14 protein-coding genes are annotated in these 17,242 nt (G+C 70.7%); 7 read left to right on the top strand and 7 right to left on the bottom strand.

Going from position 1 to position 17,242, the window contains the following annotated elements; translation table 11 throughout:
• Positions 1–111: 111 nt before the first annotated feature.
• Entirely contained in the window at positions 112–2,769 is a 2,658-nt protein-coding gene (locus ASC58_RS01140) for a glycogen debranching protein (protein WP_157598320.1), read from the top strand.
• 357 nt (positions 2,770–3,126) lie between these two features.
• Positions 3,127–4,074: a LysR family transcriptional regulator gene (locus tag ASC58_RS01145; RefSeq protein ID WP_157598321.1), complete on the top strand. Its 948-nt coding sequence runs from the start codon at positions 3,127–3,129 to the stop codon at positions 4,072–4,074.
• Positions 4,075–4,106: 32 nt separating this feature from the next.
• On the opposite strand, the gene ASC58_RS01150 is transcribed toward ASC58_RS01145, so the two are convergent.
• Positions 4,107–4,385: a hypothetical protein gene (locus ASC58_RS01150; protein WP_056915003.1), complete on the bottom strand. Its 279-nt coding sequence runs from the start codon at positions 4,383–4,385 to the stop codon at positions 4,107–4,109.
• 126 nt (positions 4,386–4,511) lie between these two features.
• Here ASC58_RS01150 and ASC58_RS01155 point away from each other — a divergent pair, with 126 nt between their 5' ends.
• The 3 genes from ASC58_RS01155 (at position 4,512) to sigJ (ending at position 6,815) form a co-directional block, all read left to right on the top strand.
• The gene (locus tag ASC58_RS01155; protein WP_056917170.1) at positions 4,512–4,844 is read left to right on the top strand and encodes a TfoX/Sxy family protein; all 333 of its coding nucleotides are present in this window, start codon (positions 4,512–4,514) and stop codon (positions 4,842–4,844) included.
• A gap of 85 nt (positions 4,845–4,929) precedes the next feature.
• Positions 4,930–5,883: an NAD(P)-dependent oxidoreductase gene (locus ASC58_RS01160; RefSeq protein ID WP_056918123.1), complete on the top strand. Its 954-nt coding sequence runs from the start codon at positions 4,930–4,932 to the stop codon at positions 5,881–5,883.
• Complete coding sequence (gene sigJ / locus ASC58_RS01165; RefSeq protein ID WP_056918124.1) at positions 5,880–6,815, top strand: RNA polymerase sigma factor SigJ; 936 nt, start codon at positions 5,880–5,882, stop codon at positions 6,813–6,815. Before ASC58_RS01160 ends, sigJ begins: the two co-directional genes overlap by 4 nt.
• 70 nt (positions 6,816–6,885) lie before the next feature.
• Here sigJ and ASC58_RS01170 read toward each other — a convergent pair whose 3' ends face one another.
• Positions 6,886–8,352 (bottom strand): nuclease-related domain-containing protein, encoded by a 1,467-nt coding sequence (locus ASC58_RS01170; RefSeq protein WP_082552822.1) that lies wholly within the window; start codon positions 8,350–8,352, stop codon positions 6,886–6,888.
• Positions 8,353–8,827: 475 nt separating this feature from the next.
• On the opposite strand from ASC58_RS01170, the gene ASC58_RS21215 reads away from it, so the two are divergent.
• Complete coding sequence (locus tag ASC58_RS21215) at positions 8,828–9,688, top strand: matrixin family metalloprotease (RefSeq protein ID WP_056915007.1); 861 nt, start codon at positions 8,828–8,830, stop codon at positions 9,686–9,688.
• Positions 9,689–9,774: 86 nt separating this feature from the next.
• Here ASC58_RS21215 and ASC58_RS01180 read toward each other — a convergent pair whose 3' ends face one another.
• The 3 genes from ASC58_RS01180 to ASC58_RS01190 form a co-directional block, all read right to left on the bottom strand.
• Positions 9,775–10,785, bottom strand: a complete 1,011-nt coding sequence (locus ASC58_RS01180) for an aldo/keto reductase family protein (protein ID WP_056915008.1) — start codon at positions 10,783–10,785, stop codon at positions 9,775–9,777.
• Positions 10,786–10,912: 127 nt separating this feature from the next.
• Positions 10,913–12,208, bottom strand: a complete 1,296-nt coding sequence (locus tag ASC58_RS01185) for an HNH endonuclease signature motif containing protein (protein ID WP_056918126.1) — start codon at positions 12,206–12,208, stop codon at positions 10,913–10,915.
• Positions 12,209–12,425: 217 nt separating this feature from the next.
• Positions 12,426–14,582: an MMPL family transporter gene (locus ASC58_RS01190; protein ID WP_082552824.1), complete on the bottom strand. Its 2,157-nt coding sequence runs from the start codon at positions 14,580–14,582 to the stop codon at positions 12,426–12,428.
• 250 nt (positions 14,583–14,832) lie between these two features.
• On the opposite strand from ASC58_RS01190, the gene ASC58_RS01195 reads away from it, so the two are divergent.
• Positions 14,833–15,672, top strand: coding sequence for a hypothetical protein (locus tag ASC58_RS01195; RefSeq protein ID WP_157598323.1), 840 nt, complete (start codon positions 14,833–14,835; stop codon positions 15,670–15,672).
• On the opposite strand, the gene ASC58_RS01200 is transcribed toward ASC58_RS01195, so the two are convergent.
• Together ASC58_RS01200 and ASC58_RS01205 are read right to left on the bottom strand one after the other, a co-directional pair.
• Entirely contained in the window at positions 15,627–16,487 is an 861-nt protein-coding gene (locus ASC58_RS01200) for a hypothetical protein (protein WP_056918128.1), read from the bottom strand. The genes ASC58_RS01195 and ASC58_RS01200 overlap by 46 nt on opposite strands.
• Positions 16,484–17,161 carry a hypothetical protein gene (locus ASC58_RS01205; protein ID WP_235529040.1) on the bottom strand — a complete coding sequence of 226 codons (678 nt, stop codon included), beginning with the start codon at positions 17,159–17,161 and terminating at the stop codon, positions 16,484–16,486. The genes ASC58_RS01200 and ASC58_RS01205 overlap by 4 nt, the downstream gene beginning before the upstream one ends.
• Positions 17,162–17,242: the final 81 nt, after the last annotated feature.

The raw sequence follows: 17,242 nt of genomic DNA on the forward strand, positions 1-17,242 counted from the left end.
TACGTTCCGACGGTCCGGACAAAGCCGTCCGAAAGACCCGTGGACGACTCGGTCCAGACCACCCAGAGGACGCCGACCGGCGCCGCTCCCCCACTGGGTCGGAGGACGACGATGTCTCGATCACTCATGGCCGCCGCGTGCACGGTGGCCCTCGGAACGACCGTCGTGGCGGCGTCGCTGCCCGCGGTCGCAGCACCCGGACGCACGGCCGCCGCCACCGCGGCGGGAGCCGGCTCCACCACCGGCACGGCCGGCCCGGCAACGGGCTCCCCCACCGAGCTGTCGGTCAGCACCAGGCTGGCCGACCGGCGGGAGGTCTCGGCCGGCACCCGCGCCTACTCGATCGGTTTCGAGGACGGCCGGTTCTATGCCAACGGCTGGCACATCACCGGCGAGATGGGCGGCGTCTGGACGCCACCGCTCAAGCTCGTCGACGGCGTGTGGTTCGGGCTGGACGGCCAGTGGGTCGGCCAGGCCACGAAGTTCACCAGCGGCCGCGGCTACACCCGCTACGACCTCCCCGACACCGCGGGGCTCCAGGTCCGGCGCACCGACTTCGTCCCGGACGGAGTCCGCGGAGCGCTCTTCGGCCTCACTGTCACCAACCCCGGCGCGGCCCGCTCGACCACCCTGTCGGTCGACGCCCACTCCGAGCTGATGGGCCAGTACCCGTGGGGCTTCGACGGGGTGACGCCGAACGCCAGCGACAACCTCCCCGACAAGGGGTCCTACGACGGCAAGAACCTCGTCTTCACCGACGACGGCGCCCTCCCCGGCGCGCCCACCCACCACTACGCCGCCCTCGTCGGGACCGCCGTCACGCCCACCACAGGACAGGTGGGTGACCAGTTCCACGGCGCCCAGGCCGGGCACCGCTGCACCGGCACCGAGCCCGGCGCCCCGGCCGACCCCAAGCCCTCGGCCTGCGACGACGGTCCCTTCGGCCGCGGCACCGGTGGTCGTCTCACCTACTCGCTGAAGCTCCCGGCGGGCGGCTCGACGACCGTCTGGCTCGCCGTCGCCGGCTCCGACCAGGGGTTGGCCACCGCGCGCGGCGAGCTCGCCAAGGCCCTCACCGACCCGGCAGCAGCGCTGGCGAAGAAGCAGGCGAGCAGGGCAGCCCTGTCGCAGATGACCCAGCTCTCGCTCCCCGGCGACCCGCTCGTCCAGGACGCCGTCGAGTGGGGCAAGCAGAACATCGCCGACCTCACCCAGAACGCGAGCAACCTGCAGGTGCGGTGGACCAACCAGGGCAAGCAGTTCCCCGCCCCGGCAGGCACCGTCCGCAAGGCGACCTGGATCGGAGCCGGCTTCCCGGACTACCCGTGGATCTTCGGCACCGACGCGGAGTACACCGCCTTCGCCTCGGTCTCGGTGGGCCAGTTCGAGGCCATCAAGGGCCACCTGAGGGCCCTGCGCGACATCTCCGACCTGCTCAACAAGAGGTCCGGCGTCGTGACCCACGAGGTCGTCTCGGACGGGTCGATCTGGTTCGGGCAGGACTCACGCTCGACGAACCCGGACGGCACCACGGCCTACAACTTCAACACGGACGAGACCGTGAAGTTCCCCAGCACCGTCGCCCTGCTGTGGCGCTGGACCGGCGACAACGCCTTCCGCGACGAGATGTACGACTTCTCGGTCCGCAACCTCAAGTACGTCACCAACCAGCTCGACGCCGACCACGACGGCTGGCCGGAGGGGCTCGGCAACGTCGAGCGCGGCGGCATGGGGCCGGAGAAGCTCGACAACACCGTCTACTACATCCGCGGGCTCTACGACCTCGCTGACCTCGCGAAGTCCAGGCACGACGGCACGACCTACGCGTGGGCCAGCAAGCTCGCCCGACGGATCCACGACCGGTTCGACACGACGTGGTGGTATGCCGCGGCGTCCCAGTACGCCGACTCCCTCGTGGACCCCGGCGACCAGCAGTCCTTCCAGAAGCACTGGATCGGTCAGACGCCGATGGAGGCCGAGCTCACGGTGAACGGGCGCACCGTGGCCGGGCTGGCGCCATACGCCCACGGCACCGCGGCCCTCGCCGGGCGGGAGAACGACTGCTACAGCGGCACCGCTCCCCTCTCGACGGGCCTGTTCCACACCGCGTGCGGTGGTGGCGCGAACGGTCTCGGCGAGAAGATCGTCTTCGGGCTCACGACCTCGATCCAGTCGATCGGTGAGGGCAACTACGGTCGGCTCGGCGCGGGTCAGCAGCAGCGCTACACGCACGCGTTGGCCGACCCGATGTTCGCCGAACCAGCGACGGGCGGCACCCCGGACGAGCAACCCGGCGCCATGCCGGAGATCTTCCCCTCGCCGGACCAGGGCGCCAACATCGACCGCTGCTGGACCTGCCGCTCGATGTTCATGCAGGCCTGGGGCAACTACGGCACTGCGTGGGCAGTCGTCCACCAGTGGCTGGGCGTCCAGCCGGACCTCGGCAGCGGCCGGCTCGTCGTCGTGCCACAGGTGCCCACCGGGCAGCCCTCGGCGTCGGTGAAGCACCTGCGGCTCGGTGGTGGGTTCGCCGACGTGGCGGCGTCGGTGACCGGCTCCCGCTACACGACCACCCTCGACGTCCCGCGCTCGGTCGGCGCGACGAAGGTCTGGGTCGGCCACACCCTGCCGCAGGGTGCCCGGGTCGCGACCGTCACGCTCGACGGGCACCGCCTGGACAGGTGGACCACCCGCGCCACCCACCGGGGCCTCGAGGTCACCGTCCCCACCAAGCCCGGGAGCCACGTCCTGGTCGTCACCAGCCGCTGAGGAGGTTCCCCACCCGGGTGCCCGGGTGATCAGGAACGCTGATCACCCGGGCACCGTCGGGGCGGGACGACGGCCCGAACCGGTCGTATCTTGGTCGCTGTCGGCGTCGAGGGACGCGGTCACGGTGGACCAGTGCGGAGATCCAGGGGTCGCGGCCCGGAGGTGGGGGGCGGGCGGCAAGGCCGCGTGGTCCGGACCTCGTCCCTCGCGCCGACCCGCGGGCCGAAGGCGCATTTCGCGATTTCCCTTGCCGAGGGTCGGGTGGCGGCGTGACCATGGGTGGGCGCGAGCACGGGCTCGGTCACGGGCGCGGTCACGGGCGCGGTCACGGGCGCGGTCACGGGTGGGGGTCACGTCATGGAGCTCAGGCACCTCGAGGCCTTTCTCGCCGTGGTCGAGCACAAGGGGTTCCGGCGCGCGGCCGACCACCTGTACCTGAGCCAACCCGCGGTGTCCGCCCGGATCCACGAGCTCGAGCTGACGCTGGGTGTCCCCGTCTTCGCCCGTGGGCAACGGTCGATCGAGCTCACGCCCGCAGGCCAGGCACTCCTCGGCCCGGCCCAGCGGATGCTCGACGCGGCCCGCGCAGCGCGACGTTCTGCCCAGCTCGCCGCGTTCTCCGGTGAGGTCGATCTGGCGATCATGCCGGGAGGGGCGCTGGAGCTGACCCGCCCCCTGCTGGTCGAGCTCGGTCGGCGCTTTCCCGGCGTGGACTTCCACCTGCGGCCGCTGAGCATGCAGGAGTGGCATCCCGGCATCCTCGCCGAAGTCGACCTGCTCATCACCCGGGAGCCGTTCCCCGTCGCGAAGGCCGTCGTCACCGAGCTGCTGTCCGAGCCCATGGGGGTGGGGGTGCCCTCGACCTTCGAGGAGAGTCGGGCTCCTGAGCTCACGCTCGACGACGTCGTCTCGTGCGCCCACGTCCGGATGACCGAGACCGTCCACCCGCAGATCGTGCGGCACTGGAGCCTCACGTCCATGACGAACGACCTCGAGGTGGAGCGTCGCGGCCCGGGAGCGGACGGGCCGCTGCAGACGCGTGACCGCGTGGAGTCCGGGTTCGGCCTGGCCGTGGCGCCTGCGTCCGTGGCCCGCCTCTACGGGCAGGGTGGCTACCGGTTCGTCCCGCTCGTCGGCGTCCCCGACTCACGCGTCGTGCTGGTCTCCGCGGTCGCCGGCACGAACGAGCTGGTCCGGGCCATCCACCGTGAGGCCGCGGACGTAGTCGCCCGACTCACCCCGTTGGTGCTCGGCGGCGAGTCGTCCGCCGTCGACCGGGTCGTGGCGGCCGCGATGCAGCTCTAGGACACCCACCGGTCCGGGACCGCACGGTCAGGTCAGAACCACTGGCGCGGGCGCTGCCGCACCTCCTCGCGGCTGGCGAGCAGCCGCCGTCCGAACCGCACGACCGTCCAGCACCACCAGCGGTCGATGTCCTCCTCGGCAAGGTCGGCCCGCGACTCCCAGTACCGGCAGAGCTCGGTGAGCTCGGCGTCGGTCAGCGCGGCACAGGCCTGCACGAACGAGCCGGGGTGCCCCTCGAGGGGATCGACGCAGGACGGACCGTCGTCCACCACCCACGTCTGTGTCGCTGCGATCTGGTTCACCTGGGCCATGCACCGATCGTGGACCCGTGGCGTGGGGTCCGCCTCCGTCGAACGGTGGAGAACAGCACCATTCGGCCCCCGTGGACGTCGGAACTGTGCTGCTGCCACCGTGGCCCGGGTGACACCATGGTCGGCATGGCATACGACGAAGGCGTCGCCCAGCGCATCCGCGACCTGGTGGTGGGCGAGCTGGACGTGACGGAGAAGAAGATGTTCGGGGGGTTGGCGTTCCTGGTGAACGGCAACATGTCGGTCGCCGTGAGTGGCAGCGGTGGGCTCATGGCCCGGCTGGATCCCGACGACTCGGACGCCCTCCTCGACGGCGTGGTGGTGACCCCGTTCGAGATGCGCGGCACGCCGATGCGGGGCTGGTTGCGGGTGGCCGAGGCGGGGTACGCCACCGACGAGCAGCTGGGCGAGTGGGTCGACCGGACCGTGGAGTTCGCGCGTACCCTCCCCCACAAGTGAGGCGGGGACGGGCCGCCCTGTCACAACGGCACCTGCTGTCCTGTCTGAGTGGGTACGGGAAGCGATCCACGAGGGAGTGAGCAGGATGAAGGTGTTCGTCGCAGGGGCCACCGGCGCGATCGGGCAGCAGCTGGTGCCGCTGCTGGTCGGAGCCGGCCACGAGGTCCACGGCATGACCCACAGCACGTCGAAGCAGGATCTGGTCCGTCGGCTGGGCGCCGAACCGGTGGTTGCCGACGCGCTCGATGCCGAACAGGTCGCCGATGCCGTCGGACGCGTCGAGCCCGACGTGATCGTGCACCAGCTGACCTCGATCGGCCCGATGGACCTGCGGCACTTCGACCGGGCCTTCTCGATGACCAACCGGCTGCGTACCGAGGGCACCGACCACCTGCTGGCGGCAGGCCGGGCCGTGGGGGTGGCGCGGTTCGTCGCCCAGAGCTTCTTCGCGGCCTACGAACGCGTCGGTGGCCCGGTCAAGACCGAGGAGGACTCGTTCGGCGCGGGCGCTGCCACGGAGATGCGCGAGACGGTTGCGGCGATCAGACACGTCGAGGAGGCCGTGCTCGCGGCGTCGTGGACGACCGGGATCGTGTTGCGGTACGGCGGTTTCTACGGCCCCGGGACCTCGCTCGGACCCGGCGGCGAGCAGACCCAGGCCGTGCGCGGACGCAAGTTCCCGGTGGTCGGTGACGGAGGCGGGGTCTGGTCGTTCATCCACGTCGCGGACGCGGCGGAGGCGACCGTGGCTGCCATCGACCGCGGTCGAGCCGGCGTCTACAACATCGTCGACGACGAGCCGGCTCCGGTGCGCGAGTGGTTGCCCGCGCTGGCGCGGACCCTGGGGGCGCGACCGCCGATGCGCGTCCCGCGCTTCGTCGGGCGGCTCGTCACCGGCGAGCTGGGGGTGGCGATGATGACCGAGCTGCGGGGAGCCTCGAACGCCAAGGCCAGGAACGAGCTCGGGTGGCAGCCGGCACACTCGAGCTGGCGTGAGGGGTTCGCCGAGGTGGCGGGTCTCGAGAGGACGCGCGCATGACGTCCGCCGACGATGCCGCCGCCCGGGAGGCTCTGCTCGACGAGCTGCGGCCGACCTCGTTCGGCATCGCCTACCGGATGCTCGGCAGCGTCTCCGAGGCCGAGGACGTCGTGCAGGAGTCGCTGCTCAAGGTGCACCAGTCGCTGGAGGCCGGCGAGGAGATCACGTCACCGCGCGCCTTCGTCGCCACGGTCACCACGAGGCTGGCGATCAACGAGCTGCGGTCGGCTCGGGTGCGCCGCGAACGGTACGTCGGCGAGTGGCTCCCCGAGCCGCTCGTCACGGGCGGTCGTGACGACCCGGCGGCAGTGGCGGAGACCGCAGACGCCCTGTCGCTGGCGATGCTCGTGCTGCTCGAGACGCTCTCCCCCGAGCAACGAGCAGCCCTGCTGCTGCACGACGTCTTCGGCTACGGGTACCCGGAGGTCGCCGACATCGTGGGCACGTCCGAGGTCAACGTGCGCCAGCTCACCAGTCGGGCCCGTCGGCACGTCCGGGACGGCCGGCCCCGTTTCCACACGACCCGCAGGCAGCACGACGACCTGGCTCGCCGGTTCTTCGCCGCGGCCGGGAGCGGTGACCTCGCCGGCCTGGAGGCCCTGCTCGCCCACGACGTCGAGCTCACCGGTGACGGTGGTGGGAAGGTCCCCGCGCTGGCCAGGTCGCAGCGCGGTCGCAGCCGCGTCGCCCACACCCTGACGAACTGGCTGCACGCGCTCGCCCGCTTCCCGCAGGTGTCGATGCGTCCGGTCGAGGTCAACGGGGAACCCGGCGCGATCTACGTCGACGACCAGCAGCGGGTTCTTGGCGTCTGGTCCCTCGAGTTCAGCGGCGGTCAGATCGTCGGGATCCGCTCGATCGTCAACCCGGACAAGCTCGCCCACCTCGGTCCGGTCGGCGACGTCGCCGCCATCATCCGTTCCGCCCGCTGACCGTCCCCGATCCACGGGTATGCCGCGGAGCCACCTTCGCGCCACACCCTCGGGTGCCACTCGGGCAAGGTCAGCCGTTCGCCCTGGCGGCGATGGCCACGGCCATCGCTCGGGCCCGATCGTCCGAGATACCCAGCTTGTCGGTCGCCACTTTCACAACGATGTCAGAGCGCGCACGGACAGGTTTCGATCCTTGGAGGATGGGTTGCCCAGCAGCGACCGTAACGGTCGTGGCGGGCCGGTAGGCCGCGTCGTAGCCACCAGAGAACACGACCCTCTTCTGCTTTGCTGATGTTGCCAGGTTGGTGTCCCAGGCCTCATGCGACGAGAAGACATTGATGGTGACCAGCACCGTCGAGGGGTCGTCAAGCCGCGTTCCCCATGCACATCCCTGGCTCGTCACCACTGGATGAACCGTCCGGTGGATGACGGCCTTGACCTCGGCGGCCGACGCGTCGGCGCAGTCCGGAGGCCCGAGCGGCTTCGGTGCGGCCTTGGGCTTGGAGGAGCTGGGCTTCGCGGGCTTGGGCGTGGCTGCACCTGGCTTGGTGGCCTTGGGCTGACTCGACTTCGCAGTGGCGACGGATGCGTCAGGGGCAGTCCCTGCGGGCCCGGCTGTTGCTGCAGGCGGGTTGCCGGAGCCTGCCAGACGTTCCACTCCCGCAGTGAGGATGGCGGGAAGCTTGGCCAGGAAGAGGACGGACGCAGCAAGCACCAGCAGGCCGAGGGTCAACCGGACCAGCTTTCGCACGAACCTCGGGACCCGGCGGGGCTGTCGTGTCGGCAGCGACCGTGCTGGTCCAGGACGCACAGGCCGCGGTGTGCGGGTCGAGTGACGGGCCTGGGCCTTTCCACTCGTGGCTGCGGCAGCCATCGCGGCAAGAAGGGTGGGATCAGTCGTGGTCGAAGGGAAGTCGGTGATGACCCGGGTCGCCACCGAGGGCACATCCTCCGACGTCATGACCGCGGGGCGAGCCCTCAGCCACCCGGCCAACGCCGTGACGGGCACCACCCAGACACCACGCACCATGCGAGGTTCGCCGAACTCCGCGGCACGTGATCCTGCCAGGCAGAGGACGGGCGTCACCGGCCGGTCCGCCTCGGCAGCCATGTAGGCCGCCATGCCGTGGACCTTCTTCAGCTCTGCCGCGAGGCTCACCGTCTCGGTGCGTCCCTCACGCACCCGATGCTGGAACAGACCGCCCTCGTGCTCCGTCACGCGCCCCGCGCGGTTCTTGGCATCGATGAGGAAGATCCCGGTCGGCCCGACTGCGATGTGGTCGAGGTTGGCCTCCGAGCGGCCCGGCCGCAGCAGCCGGTCGTGAACGACCGTCCAGCCGGACGGCAAGGACTCCAGGGCAGCGGCGACTCTCCGCTCACCTTCGGCGCCGGCCGCCCACTTGCCGGCTTCGTCGATCAGCTGCTTCGCGTGCTCGTCGGCACTGCCCCCTGGACTTCCCACGGCCGCGATGGTGCCGCCTCGTCGAGCTCGGTGTGCGTCCTTCGGTTCAAGTTCAACCGAAAGGTGGGGTTTCATGGTGATCCCGGCGGTCCTCGTAGGGGGCACTGTGAACCACCGGTTCGACTTGTCCCGATTCCCGGCGCGGCCCACCTTCGTCGACCTACGATCTGGCGACGAGTTCGGCAGGGATGTGGGGGCAGGGGCAGTGGGGACCGACGAACCCGTGGAGATGATCCACGTCGCACGGCCGTCGCAGTGCGCCTGCGGCGAGCCGCTCCTCGCGGGCGAACGGGCCGGCCAGCTCGGGACGGACCCCACACCGGTGTGTCTCTGGTGTCTGACCGACGTGCAGGCGGGTCGGCCCCGTCCACGGCGCCGTCGCGACACGACCGAGTGGCCTGAGCAGCTTGCCCTTCTCTCCCCCGGCCCCTCGGGTGCCTACGCCTCCCCCGCGACCACGGTCGTCGCAGAGTGGAGCGGTTCTCCCAGAGGCCCGAGATCCCCGAAGCGACCTCGTCGGCAGAGCGGTGGCGAAGGCCCCAGGACCGCGGTGTCGCTGCTGGTGACCATCGTGATCGTGGGGGTCGTGCTGCTGGGCATCCCCGCCCTGCTGGGCAGGTACTCCTCCGGGGCATCCACCCCGGGTGTCACCCACGGCAGCAGCGGGCTGCCCGCGGCCGCCCCGGTGTCAGGCATGCCCCTGGGCGGCGGCGATGACGCCACCGGTTCTGCGGTCCTGTGGCCACCGGTGCCGGCTGACGCGAAGAACACGCCGCTGGGCCGCCCGCCGGTCCAGCGATCGGCGTCGACCGACTACGCCTTCCTCAACCGTGTCAGCGACGACGCGAGCCGTCCCGTGGCGTGGGACCCGTGCCGCCCCATCCACCTCGTGGTCAACGCGGCGTCCGCTCCGCCCGGCGCCGACCGTCTGCTGACCGAGGCTGCGAGCCAGGTGAGCCTCGCGACGGGGCTGCAGTTCGTGATCGAGGGACCGACGGACGAGCGGCCGTCGGAGGACCGGCCGACGGTGGACCAGGCGAGGTACGGCAACCGCTGGTCCCCGGTGCTCGTCTCGTGGACCGACCCCGGCGTGGTGCCGCGGCTGAAGGGCACGGTCGTCGGGCTGGCCGGACCGGATGAGGCCAGCTCCGTCGGCGCCCAGGACCGGCACTACGTCAGCGGGATCGTGGACTTCGACGGGCCGGCCTTCAACGACATCCTGACCAGCGGTGACGGGTGGGCGAACGCCCGTTCGATCGCGATGCACGAGCTGGGTCACCTCGTCGGGCTGGATCACGTCCCTGCGAAGAGCCAGATCATGTACGAGAGCGACCAGGGTCGGACACAGTTCGGCAAGGGCGACCTCGAGGGCCTGCGGCAGCTCGGGTCGGGTCCCTGCTTCACCCGGTGACGGCCCGCTCCCGGACGACCGCGGGGCGACCGGACGATGTCCGGCCGCCCCGCGGCATACCTGCGTCGTGGTGCTGAGCCGGGGACTCAGGCGACGCGCGACTGGGGCGCGGTCTCCTTGGTCTTGGCGGCGTCACGCTCGACGATGTCGCCGAGGGCGTCGTCGATCGCCTTGAGCTGACCGGCCTCGAGCTTCACGCCGGCTGCCTTGACGTTCTCGTGCACCTGCTCGGGGCGCGAGGCGCCGACGAGTGCGGCGGCCACGTTGTCGTTCTGGAGGACCCAGGCGACGGCGAGCTGGGCCATCGACAGGCCCGCCTCGTCGGCGATGGGCTTGAGCTTCTGGACGCGGGTGAGCACGTCGTCGTTCATGAACCGCTTGATCATGTCCGCGCCGCCCTTCTCGTCCGCGGCGCGCGAACCCTCCGGCGGCTTCTGGCCGGGCTGGTACTTGCCGGTGAGCACGCCCTGGGCGATGGGGCTCCAGACGATCTGGCTGACCCCGAGCTCCTTGCTCGTGGGGACGACCTCGTCCTCGATGACGCGCCAGAGCATCGAGTACTGGGGCTGGCTCGAGATGAGCTGGATGTTGAGCTCCTTCGCGAGCTTCACACCCTCGCGGATCTGGTCGGCGGTCCACTCGCTGACGCCGATGTAGAGCGCCTTGCCCTGGCGGACGACGTCGGCGAACGCCGTCATCGTCTCCTCGAGCGGCGTCTCGGTGTCGTACCGGTGCGCCTGGTAGAGGTCGACGTAGTCGGTCTGCAGTCGCTGCAGCGAGCCGTTGATCGACTCCATGATGTGCTTGCGGGACAGGCCGGTGTCGTTCTTCCCACCGGGACCGGTCGGCCAGTAGACCTTGGTGAAGATCTCCAGGCTCTCGCGCCGCTCGCCCTTGAGGGCGTCGCCGAGGACGGTCTCCGCCTTGGTGTTGGCGTAGACGTCGGCGGTGTCGAACGTGCTGATGCCCGCGTCGAGAGCCGCGCGCACGCACTGCGTGGCGACGTCGTTCTCGACCTGCGAGCCGTGGGTGAGCCAGTTGCCGTAGGTGATCTCTGAGATCTTGAGACCACTGTTGCCGAGGTATCGGAATTCCATGCTTCAACCGTATGCCGCGCGGCCCGGGCCCGCTCGTCCGGTCCCAGCCCTCGGCTCGTCCCCGGCGTCGGCGGGGCCTTGGCACGGCTGAGGCCCCGCCCGGTCAGGGGCAGGGTCCGGGGCGGGGTCACGCCGGCTCCTGCGCGGCGCGCTGCGCCAACAGCTGGTCATAGCTGCCGAGCGTCAGGTCCCACTCCACCCACTCACCGGCATCGTCACGGACCACGCGCCCGGCCAGGCGCCGGCTGTGCACGGTCGTGTGGTGCCGCTCGCACAACAGCGCGGCGTTGCCCAGGTCGGACGACCCGAAGTCGGCCCAGTGCAGCAGGTGATGGGCATCCGTCCAGTGGGGCGGCATCGAGCACCCGGGATAGGTGCAGCCGCCGTCTCTCAGCCACAGTCGCCGCGTCTGGGCCGGGGTGAAGAAGCGCACTGCCCGACCCTGGTCGAGCACCTCCCCCGCCGATCCCAGCACCAACGGGACCACGGAGGCGTTGCAGGCGAGGCGGCGCACCGTCCCCGGCGCCAGCATCGTCCCCGACTCCGGACCGCCGATCACGATGCCGGCGCCGCGAACTCCGCTGGCCAGGGCGTCCCAGTCCATGGTCACGATCAGCTGGGTCTTCGTGTGGGGCCCCACCCCCTCACCCGCGGCGACCGCTCGACCCACCAACGCCAGGAGCGCCTCGCCCCGCCTCTGCTCCGACCCGCGCAGATCGCGTTCCCCGTCGACGGGCCTGGGTGAGGACAGGGGTCCGAGTGCCGCCTCGAGCACGGCCTTGCCGGCGACATCGAGCACGAGCCGGTACTCAGCTGTCCCGGTGCCGTCCTCCACGGGCTGCGACAAGGCGACGAACCGCCGGGCGACGTCCTGCTGCAGCTGGAGCTCACCGTCCTGGCCGTACCTCGCCAGCAGGGCCGGGCGTACCAGGCGGCAGCCGCGCGGCCCGTGCTCCGCGGCCATGTCGATCAGGCCCTCCAGCACGTGGGGCTCGGCACCATCGGCCAGGGCAGGTCGCAGACGGTCCGCCTCTGCCACCACCACCGCGGCCGAACGGACGGGGAGTCGTCCAGCGTCCACGGCCTCCTTGATCGGCTGGTTGCACGGCTTGGCGAAGGCGACAGCAACAGCGACGAGCTGTCCTGCACCCCCTGCACGCGTCGACGGCGCATGGTGCCGGACCCACTGCGTCACCGTCATCGCCGCGGAACCATCAGAAGTGTCCCCTCGCTCGATGGCCTCGCTGACGATGGCGACCCTGGCCGCGTCGCACGACGCGCTGAGGGCATCGACCTCACCGAGCAGCTCACCGAGCCCACCGCTGCCCGGGACCTGCCAGAGCGAGTCCGCGATCCCGGTCAGCAGCTCCCTAGCAGCCGCGATGTGTTCGCGTCGCTGCTCGAGCCCCGGGCTTGCTTCCATACACGAACACTAACCGGTGCCACCGACAGTGCTCCCACTCAGCAGAGACCCAGTCCCGTTGTGCTGCAACACTTTTCGCAGACACACCGACTGGTCATGAGCAATCCCTAGGCGCCCTTCCTGTGGACAACCGAGCCGCCACATCGCTCCTGTGGACAAGCGGTCACAGCAGCCGTGAAGCGTGCCCGGTCAGCAATCCGACTGCCCAGCACTCCGTTCAGCGAGCAGGTTCGAGCGCCGGCGTGCCCTCCTCGGCGGCTTCCCCGGGACTGGCGGGTTCGGCGGCGTCGAGTGCGGCGTCACGGCGCGACAGCGCGCTGGGCCACCACATGCGCCCCTTGGCGTCGAGGTTGAGCGCAGTCACGAGGACCGAGCGGACCACGAGCGTGTCGAGCAGCACCCCGAGGGCCACCGCGATCCCGATCTCCGCGAAGGAGACCACGGGCAGGGTCCCGAGCACCGCGAACGTACCTGCGAGGACCAGCCCCGCCGACGTGATCACGCCCCCGGTGGCGGCCAGACCCACCAGGGCGCCTCGACGGGTGCCGATCTCCTTGGCCTCCTCGTGCACGCGGGTCATGAGGAAGATGTTGTAGTCGATACCCAGCGCGACGAGGAACACGAAGACGAACAGCGGCAGGGAGGAATCAGCCCCGGCGAACCCGAGGACGTTCCGGAAGATCAGCGACGAGAGTCCGAGGGCCGCACCGAAGGACAGGACCACGGTGCCGATGAGGATCAGCGGCGCGGTGATCGCCCGAAGGAGCAGGACGAGGATCAGCAGCACCACGCCGAGGATGAGCGGGATGATCCGCAGGTTGTCGTCGGCGGACGCGCGGAGGGTGTCTGCCCGGGTGGCGGTGTCGCCGCCCGCGATCGCGTCGGCACCGGGGACGCCTGCGATGGCCACACGGATCCGGTCGACGCTCTTCGTCGCGGCATCGGAGTCCGGCGCATCGGAGAGGGTCGCCTGGATGAGCGACCGGCCGCCCTTGGTGACCGGGTCACCGACCGACGAGACGCCCTCCACCCCCTGCAGGGTCGTCCTGACGGCCGCAGCCTGCCCGGCGTTCGTGAGGACCAGGACCGGTGAGCCGGCACCCGCTGGGAAGTGCCTCGCCAGAACCTGTTCGCCCACAACGGATTCCGGCGTCCCGTAGAATGCGTCCTTGTTCTGCAGGCCCACCGCGTTGAGCTGGAAGATGCCCAGCGAGGCGACCGCGAGCAGGAGCGAGGTGACGACCCAGGTGCGCCGGGGCGCCCGAGCGATCCGGGCGCCGATGCGGGCCCAGACGCCGTCCCGGGTGTGGTCGACCGAGCCGTACGACGGCCTCACCGGCCAGAAGATCCAGCGACCGCACACGACCAGCAGCGCAGGCAACAGGGTCAGCATGACGAGCAGCCCCACGGCGACGCCGATGGCCGCGACCGGGCCCAGTCCCTTCGTGGAGTTCATCGTCGCGACGAGCAGGCACAGCATGCCGGCGATGACCGTTGCCCCGGAGGCGAGGATCGCCGGGCCGGCACGGTGCAGGGCGAAGGCCATGGCTTCGTGCCGGTCCTCGTGTCGGCGCAGCTCCTCCCGGTAGCGCGCGACGAGCAGCAGCGCATAGTCGGTGCCTGCCCCGAACACGATGACGGTGAGGATGCCAGAGCTCTGCGCGTTGACGGTGAGGGTGTCGTCCTTGGCGAGGAAGTAGATGACGGCCTGCGCGACGAAGAGCGCGGTGCCGGCCGAGACCACGGGGATGAGCCACAGCACCGGGCTGCGATAGGTCAGCAGCAGGATGATGATGACCACGGTCATGGCGCTGTACAGCAGCTTCCCGTCGATGCCCGAGAACGCCTCTGAGGAGTCAGCCGAGAACCCGACCGGTCCGGTCACCTGCATCGACAGGCCGTCGGGGCGGTCCTGGGCGATGGTGCGCAGGTCCTTGACCGTCGCACCGAGCGAGTCCCAGCCCGCGTCGCCCGCGTCAACCGGGACGATGACCTGGATCGCCTTGCCGTCCTTCGACGGGATCGGGCCGACGCTGTCGTTCTTCACCGGCGCCAGGGCGTCGAACTTCGCCACCTGCGCGGTCACGGCCTGCGTGTCCGCTGCCGTGAGCCCGGCCGCCCGCTCGTAGACGATGACCGCAGGGAACTCGTTCTTGCTCTGGAACGCCTCGATCTGCTTGACCACCTGCGTGGACTGCGCGTTCGCCGGGAGCCACGCGACGGCCTCGTTGTTGAGGACGCCCTGCAGCTTGCCGGCCGGGCCGAACGCGGCGGCCAGCACCACCAACCAGAACCCGACGACGAACCACTTGGTCATCCGTGACGACGGGAACCTGGCGAACCAGCCGACGTCCCCCATCCGCGTCTGCGCCATGCCCGTGACCTCTCCCTAGCGTTGTCGCACCCCCTGCCGGCGCCGTCCTCGTCAACGGTAGGCCTCGGTTCCGATGGTGGACAACGGTTTTCGTCGCCTCTGGGGGTCCGCCTCAGGGGCCACTCAGGGGTCACCCTGAGACCACTTCGGGCATTTCAGGGCGTATGCCGCGTGGCTAAGACAACGGTCGGACGCACCTGCTGCGGAGGTGGCCCTACCGTGGGAGCAGGTGCGACGAAGGGTGGGCACGATGACTTCCGACCTCCAGCCCTCCTCCCCCGGGCCGGCGCGAACACCTACCGGCGCGACCCCAGCGGACCACGTCCCGCGCTGCACCGTCTCGGTTCACGGTCGGTGGGACGACGAGCCGGCGCCGAGCTATGCCCAGGAGCTGATCGAGGTCCTGCGCGTGGTCATGGTGGCCGGCATCGGATGGGGGCTGGTCTGCGCGGGTCTCGTAGGCCGGCTGGCGATGTTCGTGTTGCGGCTGACGTCGCCCACCAGCGTGCGAGGCGTGGTCAGTGACGACGGGTTCGTCATCGGCAGGTTCACCCTGTCCGGCACGTACAACCTGGCGGTGGTCGGCGCCGCGGTCGGCGTGATCGGGGCCGCTGCGTACCTCGCGGTGGCGCCGTGGCTGATCGGACCGCTCTGGTTCCGCCGGTTCACCGTGGCCGTGACGAGTGCCGCAATCGGCGGAGCGGCCACGATCCACCGCGACGGCATCGACTTCCAGGCGCTGGAGCCACAGGCCCTCGCCATCGCACTGTTCATCCTGCTGCCCCTGGTCTTCGGACTGGGCCTCTCGGTCACCATCGACCGGGTCGCGCGACGGGACTCGTGGACCCGCCGCGGGAGCTACGCCTGGGGGCTGCCCCTGGTCCTGCTTCTTCTCTTGGTGGCGAACCCGTTGGTGGTCACGCCGTTCGTCGTCAGTGCCGCCCTCGCGGTCCTGCTGGTGGTGCGTCGGCACGTGCATGACCGCATCGCGGCCTCCGCGACGGGCACCCTGGTGGCGAGAGGGTTCTACCTCGCGATCGCGGTCTACGGCTTCGTGCTGCTGGGCATGGACGTCGCGGACTTCGCCTGACCTCGTGGCAGGTCGCGCACGGCCGAGGCCGCCGACGCCGCGAAGAGTGCGGCGAAGCCGGCGCCCATGACCCAGGTCAACGGGCGGTCGGTGAGGAACTCGTGCCGGGCGCGGACTGCGGCCACGAGGATGAGCGAGAACATCACGAGCTGGACCCGTCGCATCAAGCGCACTGTGTCCCAACGGTCGTCGGTCAGCACGGCGAGGCCGGCCGCGCCCAGGCAGAACGTCGCCCCGACGACTCGCGCCGTCAATGGCGTGAGCGCCCACGGCCAGACGGTGACTGCCCGTGCCGGGGCTGCGAACATCACCAGGCCGGTCAGCACCGCCAGTCCGCCCACCCCGGCCACGGACCACCGGGCGACCCGACCGAGGCGAGGAGCGTCGGGTGCCGGCGGCGCAGCATACCTCTGGTTGGCGAACCAGCTAGCAGCAACGAGGAACGGCGCGGTGAAGTAGAGCCCGGCCCACAGCCAGAACGCGAGCCGGTCATGGACGAACTTGTCCCAGTGGATGACCGTGGCGATGCCGAGCAGCGTGGCGAACCAGGCCACCGAGACGAACCCGGCGCGGACGGCGACCCACCGTCGTTCGACGAGGAGGACGCGGAGGAAGAAGTAGCAACCGCCGAGGTACGCCGACGCGAGCAGCATGGAGGTCATCTGTGCCTGGATCGGCCACGACCACAGGCGCGCGGTCTGCCCGGGGAACCCGTAGAGGATCACGAACGCCACCAGCAGGAACGGCGCGATGAAGGCGGAGAGTGCGCGAGTGGTGCCCAGGACACGGTCGTCGAGGGCTCTGTGGCTGCTCACGTCGCCACCTCCTCGAGCCGCTTCACGGCGTCGAGGAGGGCGGAGTAGGAGGCGACGAGCGCCCGGCGTTCGGCGGCGAGCCGGGGGTCCGTGAGGTCGCAGCCCGCCGCGACCCAGGCATCCGAGAGGTCCATCGCCTCGGCGCGCCACCGGGGGGCTGCCTCCATCGACTCGCGCGGTGCCGAGTAGACGTGGGAGTAGAGGTCGACCAGGGCGTTCTCGAGCTCGGCGCGGGACCCGTCATCATGGGCTGTGTCCTCAACGGCGGTCGTCGCTGCGGCGCTCTCCGCGGTGACGGGCAGGTCGCGTTGGCGGTACCGGTGCAGGCGCCACCACTCCACTTCCAGCTCCGAGGCCTTGACGGGGTCGAAGGTCAGGTCCGAGTGCGCCAGGACGAGCCGGTAGAACCCGAGCATCGCGGCCCGGGCAGCGTCCGGATCGTTGTCGGGCACCGGAGCCCACGCCCGATTGGCCTGCAGGACGTACCACGCGGCGACGAGCGTGAGTCGCGGCCCGAGCCCGAACCCGGCACCGACCATCCCGACGAACGAGCGCAGGGCGGTGACCCACTCGCGCCGGTAGTAGCTCGCCCACGCCTGCGTCTCGAGGCGACCCAGCGCGACGGCATCGAAGTCGCGCGGACTGTGGCGACTGAGGCTGTGGCGACCCAGCACGGCGCACCTGACTTCCCGGCCGGAGTCGCCCGTGGCAGCCGCTGACAACTGCCGGTCCTGAGGCCGATACTAGTCGCGCAG

This window comes from Phycicoccus sp. Root101 (assembly GCF_001426245.1).
Taxonomy (GTDB): Bacteria; Actinomycetota; Actinomycetes; order Actinomycetales; family Dermatophilaceae; genus Pedococcus.

What these genes read in the sequence shown, in the direction of transcription:
- ASC58_RS01140 (WP_157598320.1), top strand. Translation starts at nt 112, where the DNA reads ATGTCTCGATCACTCATGGCCGCCGCGTGCACGGTGGCCCTCGGAACG.
- ASC58_RS01145 (WP_157598321.1), top strand. Translation starts at nt 3,127, where the DNA reads ATGGAGCTCAGGCACCTCGAGGCCTTTCTCGCCGTGGTCGAGCACAAG.
- ASC58_RS01150 (WP_056915003.1), bottom strand. Translation starts at nt 4,385, where the DNA reads ATGGCCCAGGTGAACCAGATCGCAGCGACACAGACGTGGGTGGTGGAC.
- ASC58_RS01155 (WP_056917170.1), top strand. Translation starts at nt 4,512, where the DNA reads ATGGCATACGACGAAGGCGTCGCCCAGCGCATCCGCGACCTGGTGGTG.
- ASC58_RS01160 (WP_056918123.1), top strand. Translation starts at nt 4,930, where the DNA reads ATGAAGGTGTTCGTCGCAGGGGCCACCGGCGCGATCGGGCAGCAGCTG.
- sigJ (WP_056918124.1), top strand. Translation starts at nt 5,880, where the DNA reads ATGACGTCCGCCGACGATGCCGCCGCCCGGGAGGCTCTGCTCGACGAG.
- ASC58_RS01170 (WP_082552822.1), bottom strand. Translation starts at nt 8,352, where the DNA reads ATGAAACCCCACCTTTCGGTTGAACTTGAACCGAAGGACGCACACCGA.
- ASC58_RS01180 (WP_056915008.1), bottom strand. Translation starts at nt 10,785, where the DNA reads ATGGAATTCCGATACCTCGGCAACAGTGGTCTCAAGATCTCAGAGATC.
- ASC58_RS01185 (WP_056918126.1), bottom strand. Translation starts at nt 12,208, where the DNA reads ATGGAAGCAAGCCCGGGGCTCGAGCAGCGACGCGAACACATCGCGGCT.
- ASC58_RS01190 (WP_082552824.1), bottom strand. Translation starts at nt 14,582, where the DNA reads ATGGCGCAGACGCGGATGGGGGACGTCGGCTGGTTCGCCAGGTTCCCG.
- ASC58_RS01195 (WP_157598323.1), top strand. Translation starts at nt 14,833, where the DNA reads ATGACTTCCGACCTCCAGCCCTCCTCCCCCGGGCCGGCGCGAACACCT.